Source organism: Pseudonocardia sp. NPDC049154 (assembly GCF_040648315.1).
Classification (GTDB): domain Bacteria; phylum Actinomycetota; class Actinomycetes; order Mycobacteriales; family Pseudonocardiaceae; genus Pseudonocardia.
The window spans coordinates 1-5,784 of record NZ_JBEZDN010000225.1 but is presented as its reverse complement, the minus strand read 5'-3'; the positions used below and the strand labels follow the sequence as shown (position 1 = coordinate 5,784).

The window sequence follows — 5,784 nt, the reverse complement described above, 5'->3', positions numbered from 1 at the left end:
GGTCCGCGGCCCGGCGCGGGGTGGCGTCCGATGGCCGGACGACGCGTCCGGTGTCGGTCCGGGCGCGCGAGCGGCGGCCGGGCGCGCCGTCGCCCACGCCGGGCACGGTGAACCGCCGGGCCGCGACCCGGCTCAGCCGGGCCGGGGCGCCGACGGGCATCGCGCTGCCGGAGCCCATGATCTCGGGGCGGTCCTGCGGGGCCTCGACCGCCTCACCGGGCTCTCGCGGCGGGGCCGACGGCGTGTGCGACTCGGGTCCTGCCTGGTCCGCGCGGGGCGGGGTCGGTGTGTTGCGGGCGGGATCCGCGGCCTCGTCGGCCGGGGGCTCCGCGTCGGGACCGCCGTCGGCCGCGTCCGGCGCGCCACCGCCCGGGTCGTCGCCGGGGTCCGTCGGGTCGGTCGGGTCCGTCGGGTCGGTCGGGTCGGTCGGGTCGGTCGGGTCGGTCGGGTCGGTCGGGTCCTCGGGCCCCAGGTCCTCCTCCGCGTCCCGCAGGGCCTCGTCGAGGTCCTTCTCGTCGATACCGGGCTCGTCGAAGGGATCCCGGCGGCGCCGGTGCGGCAGCGCCAGCCGCGCCGCGACCCGCACGTCGTCCTCGGCGACGGCGTCGGCGCCCCGCCAGGCGGCGTGCGCGACCGCGGTCCGTGCGATGACCAGGTCGGCGCGCATGCCGTCGACGTCGAACCGGGCGCACACGAAGGCGATCCGGCGCAGCTCCCGGTCGCTCAGCCGCACGGCGTCGACCCGGTCCCGCGCGGCGACGATCCGCTCGGCCACCTCGGCGTCGGCCGCCGCCCAGGTCCCGGCGAAGCCGGCCGGGTCGGCCTCGAACGCCATCCGCCGCCGGACGACCTCGACGCGGGTGTCGACCTCCCGTGCCGCCCGCACCTCCACGGTCAGCCCGAACCGGTCGAGCAGCTGCGGCCGCAGCTCGCCCTCCTCCGGGTTCATCGTCCCGACCAGCAGGAACCGGGCCGCGTGCGAGACCGAGACGCCGTCCCGCTCGACGTGCGCGCGACCCATGGCGGCGGCGTCGAGCAGCAGGTCGACGAGGTGGTCGTGGAGCAGGTTGACCTCGTCGACGTAGAGCACGCCGCGGTGCGCGTCGGCCAGCAGCCCGGGCTGGTAGGCGCGGGTGCCCTCGGACAGCGCCTTCTCCAGGTCGAGCGAGCCGACCAGCCGGTCCTCGGTGGTCCCCACGGGGAGCTCGACGAGCCGGGCCGGCCTGGTCGTGGAGCCACCGGAGTGCGGTGCGTCGGGGCAGGACGGGTCCGGAGCGGCCGGGTCGCAGCCGAAGCGGCAACCCTCCACGACGTCGAGCGCCGGCAGCAGGGCCGCGAGGGCGCGCACCGCCGTCGACTTGGCGGTGCCCTTCTCGCCGCGCACCAGTACCCCGCCGACGCCGGGGTGCACGGCGTTGAGGACCAGGGCCAGGCGCAGGTCGTCGTGCCCGACGACCGCCGAGAAGGGGAAGGCGGCACCGCTCGCGGTCGTGCTCATCGCCGCGACTCTGCCAGACCGGTCGCCAGCACCGGGAGATCCGCGGGGGCACCGTGACTGATCACATGTTCAAGTGCGGCCGTGTCCAGGTGTTGCTCGACGAGGTCCGCCAGCAGGTCGAGCTGGGCGGTCCGCTCCGCCGCGAACGACGTGTCCGGGGCCGGGCGGAACCCCTTCCGACCTGACTGTTCGGCCAGCCGGGTCAGCAGGAGGCGGCGGAACGCGTCGTTCTCCAGCAGGCCGTGCCAGTGGGTGCCGACCACGGCGCCGGCGTCGGACCCCTCGCCGTCGAGCAGCTCGGGGTCACCGGACCGCACGACGCGGCCGTGGTGGATCTCGTAGCCGCGCACCGGCACGCCGAGCGCGGTGCCGGTGGGGGTGCCGAGGTGCTTCTCGCGGTCGAAGGCGATCTCCAGGTCGAGCAGCCCGAGCCCGGCGACGTCGGCGCCCGCCGGCACCTCCACGCCCGGATCGGTGATCCGCCGGCCCAGCATCTGGTAGCCGCCGCAGATCCCGAGGACCGGCTTGCCCTCGGCGGCGTGCGCAGCGATCGCGTCGGCCAGGCCCGACGCCCGCAGCCAGGTCAGGTCCGAGACGGTCGCCTTGGACCCCGGCAGCACGACGACGTCGGCGTCGAGGATCCGCGACGGCTCGGTCACGTACCGCACCGCGACGCCGGGTTCGCAGGCCAGGGCCTCGGCGTCGGTCGCGTTGGAGATCCGCGGCAGCCGGACCACCGCGACGCGCAGCCACTGCTCGCCGAGCGGCGGGGCCGGGCGGCCGAGCACCCCGTCGGCGACGGCGGAGAGGGAGTCCTCGGCGTCGAGCCACAGGCGGTCCGACCAGGGGACGACGCCGAGGGTGGGCCGCCCGGTCAGGGCCCGGAGCTGCTCCAGCCCCGGGGCGAGCAGCGCGGGGTCGCCGCGGAACTTGTTGATCACGAAGCCGGCGATCCGGGCCTGGTCGGCCGGGTCGAGGACGGCGACGGTGCCGAACAGGTGCGCGAGCACGCCGCCGCGGTCGATGTCCCCCACCACGATCACCGGCAGGTCCGCGGCCTGCGCCAGGCCCATGTTGGCGAGGTCGGTGGCCCGCAGGTTGATCTCGGCGGGCGAGCCGGCCCCCTCGCAGACCACGACGTCGAACCGGGACCGCAGGTCGGCCAGGGTCTCCGTGACGACCTCGAGCAGGGCGGCGGTCCGGGTCCGGTAGGACAGGGCGGAGACGTTCCCGTCCGCCCGGCCCCGGACCACCACCTGCGAGGTCCGGTCGCTGCCCGGCTTGAGCAGCACGGGGTTGAACGCGACGCTCGGCTCGAGGCCGCAGGCGTGCGCCTGCATCGCCTGGGCCCGGCCGATCTCCCCGCCGTCGACGGTGACGACGGAGTTGTTGCTCATGTTCTGGGCCTTGAACGGGGCGACGGACACCCCCCGCCGGCGCAGCGCGCGGCAGATGCCCGCCACCAGGGCGCTCTTGCCGGCGTCGGACGTCGTACCCGCCACCAGCAGGGCACCGCTCGGATCCACGCCGAGCAGTCTCCGTCAGAAGAGGCGGCAGAGGCCCGGCGGGGTGCTGCGGATGCCGAGGTTGCCGGTCCAGGTGTTGGCGGTGCCGGCGGTCCTGGTGCCCTTGCTCTGGTCGGTGCAGTCGGACGCGGCGTTCTGGAAGGAGCGGTTGCCGGTCACGGTGACGCCGGCGTTGGCGGCGCCCTCCAGCAGGATCCCGACCCCGGTGCTCTGCGCGACGGTGTTGCCGCTGACCGTGCCGGAGGTCTGGGCGTCGAAGCGGATGCCGTTGAGGCGGTCGACCACGGTGTTGCCGGTGACCGTCAGGCCCGTGTTCTTCACCGGGCTGAAGGCCTGGCCGACGGAGATGCCGTTCTTCGCGCCGCCGGTGAGGACGTTGCCGGTGACCTTCACGTTCTTCGTCGCGCCGCCGACGAGGATGCCGGTGCCGACGCCCGTGGTGGCGGTGGGGCGCCGGACCACCTGGTTGTTCGCGACGACCAGGCCGTCGACGTTCGTGACGACGGCGAAGGTGGCGTCGTCGACGCTCTGGTTGCGCTCGATGCGCAGGGGGGTCGACCAGCTCGTCGGGTCGCCGGCGGTGTTGACGGCGGCCGCGGCGTTGCCGTCGTGGCCGGTGAACAGGTTGTCCGAGATGGTGAGGTTGTTCGCCGGGCCGCAGCAGAGGAACACGCCGGCCTGGCCGCCCTCGCCGTTGTTCTCGGCGAAGCGGTTGCGGGTGACGGCGCCGGCGACCTGGCCGTTGGAGTTCATGTTCACGCCGAAGCTGAAGCGGGTGATCACGTTGTTGGTGATCGTGATGCCGGAGCCACGGTCGAAGGCGAGCACGCCGCCCGTGGAGGCGCCCTTCGTCTGGGTGGCGTTGCTGATCGTGAAGCCGTCGATCCGGACGTTCGAGACGCCACCGGCGACAGTGAACCCGGAACCGCCCCTGCCGTCGACCACCGACTCGGCCCTGAGGTCGGTCCGGCCGCTGCGGGCGTCGACCCCGGACTGGGCGCCGAGGAGGGTGATCGGCTTCGTCAGCGTGATGGTGCCGGTGTAGGTGCCCGGGCAGACCTTCACCGTGGCTCCCGACGGAGCCGCGGCGATCGCGGCGGCGAGGTCCTTCGTCGCGGGACCGCAACCCACCGGGATCGCCCCGGGTGGGGTCACCTGCGCCGGAACCGCCCCGAGGGCGCCGGGCTCCGCGGCGCCCGCCGTCCCCGCCCCGGCGATCGCGATCCCCGCGGCGACCACCGCGACCAGCACCGGGCGGACCGTACGGCCCCCGACCGTCCGCGGTGCCCCGCGCACAGCACTCCCCCTCATGAACGCCCCCTCCGACGTGACCCCGGTCGCGGCCGGACGTGGCCGCGCTCCTCGGGATGGGCGAAGGATGGCGGCGGGTGAGCACGGCGGCGCCGACCTCCACCAGCTCGGGTGACACGTGCCAGCCCACCGGGTGACGGCCGACACCATCGGCGACCGGACACGGTCCCGATCGGTGCCGGGCGGGGGTGACCGGCGGCGAGGCGGCGGAACCCGCCGTCCGCGGGGCGCCTACCGTAGGGGCATGCGCTTCCTGCTGCGCCCGGGCTGGATCGCCTTCGTGGTGGTGGTCCTCGGCTTCGCCGTGGCGTGCTACACGCTGCTGGCCCCCTGGCAGTTCGGACGCGAGGAGCAGCGCCAGGCGCAGCAGCACGCGATCGACGCCGCCAACACCACCCCGCCGGTCCCGTTCGCCCAGCTGGTCCCCGGCTCCGAGGTCGACCCGGGCGACGAGTGGCGCCAGGTCACGCTGTCCGGCACCTACCTGCCGCAGGCCGAGGTGCTGGTCCGGCTGCGCTTCGTCGACGGCAAGCCCGCCTCCGAGGTGCTGACTCCCGTCCGGCTCGACGACGGCCGCACCGTCGCCGTCGACCGGGGCTCCATCACCATGGACGACGGCCAGGCCGTCCCCGGCTACCCCGCCGCCCCCGCGGGGCCGGTCACGCTGACCGGCCGGCTGCGCGTGAACGAGACCGACACCAGCGGCCGCGCCCCGGCCACCGAGGGCGGCCACCTGCAGATCTACGCCGTCGACTCCCGTCAGCTGGCCTCGGCGACCGGCACGCAGGACATGGTCGAGGGATACCTGCAGCTCGGCGCGGGCCAGCCGGGTGTCCTCACGCCGATCCCGGTCACGCCCGCCACCACCGCGGCGCCGTTCACCAACGGCTCGTACGCCCTGCAGTGGCTGACCTTCGGCGCGATCGCGATCATCGCGCTGGGCTACTTCATCCGGCTCGAGGTGCTGCAGCGGCGCGGGAGGCGGGAGACCAGGGCGAGCCTGCGGGACGCCCTCTCGGGCCGTGACCTCGACCCCTCCGTCGACGACGACCCCGCCCCCCGCTGACGCCCGCCCCGAGAAGGAGCTGAGGGCGGGATCCGTCCGCCGATCCGGCCGTCAGCTCCTGATGATCACGAGGGTCATGATGATCGTCGCCGGCCCAGCCCCGCCGCCGCCGCCACCGCCACGCCTGCGGCGAGCAGCCCGACACAGCGGGAGAGGCGGGCGGCGCGCACCAGGTCGGCGGGGACGGGAGCGGAGCCGCGGCCGAGGGTGGGCCGGTCCTCCGCCCCGTAGGCGTACTCCGTCCGTCCACCCAGCCGCACGCCCAACGCCCCCGCGGCGGCCGCCTCCACCGGGCCGGCATTGGGGCTGGGCGCAGAACCTGGTGCAGTCCGCGCTCGACGCCTTCGGCGAGCTGCACGTGCTCGTCAACAACGCCGGCATCC

Annotated in this window: 4 protein-coding genes and 1 pseudogene; 1 reads left to right on the top strand and 4 read right to left on the bottom strand. The window is 75.2% G+C overall.

Annotated elements, in window-relative coordinates; translation table 11 throughout:
• The 3 genes from AB0B41_RS42525 to AB0B41_RS42515 all read right to left on the bottom strand — a co-directional run.
• Window positions 1-1,498, bottom strand: a 1,498-nt coding sequence (locus AB0B41_RS42525; protein ID WP_358212836.1) for an ATP-binding protein, incomplete at its 3' end; no start/stop codon positions are given.
• Window positions 1,495-3,024, bottom strand: coding sequence for a cobyric acid synthase (locus AB0B41_RS42520; protein ID WP_358212834.1), 1,530 nt, complete (start codon window positions 3,022-3,024; stop codon window positions 1,495-1,497). The genes AB0B41_RS42520 and AB0B41_RS42525, both read right to left, overlap by 4 nt.
• Before the next feature lie 15 nt (window positions 3,025-3,039).
• A complete protein-coding gene (locus AB0B41_RS42515; RefSeq protein ID WP_358212832.1) occupies window positions 3,040-4,275 on the bottom strand; it encodes a right-handed parallel beta-helix repeat-containing protein in 1,236 nt (411 codons plus the stop codon).
• 304 nt (window positions 4,276-4,579) lie between these two features.
• Between AB0B41_RS42515 and AB0B41_RS42510 the strand changes: the two genes are divergently transcribed.
• Window positions 4,580-5,401, top strand: a complete 822-nt coding sequence (locus AB0B41_RS42510; protein ID WP_358212831.1) for an SURF1 family cytochrome oxidase biogenesis protein — start codon at window positions 4,580-4,582, stop codon at window positions 5,399-5,401.
• 74 nt (window positions 5,402-5,475) lie between these two features.
• Here AB0B41_RS42510 and AB0B41_RS42505 read toward each other — a convergent pair.
• Window positions 5,476-5,730: pseudogene (locus AB0B41_RS42505) on the bottom strand (cobalamin biosynthesis protein); the annotation flags it as partial.
• Window positions 5,731-5,784 lie beyond the last annotated feature (54 nt).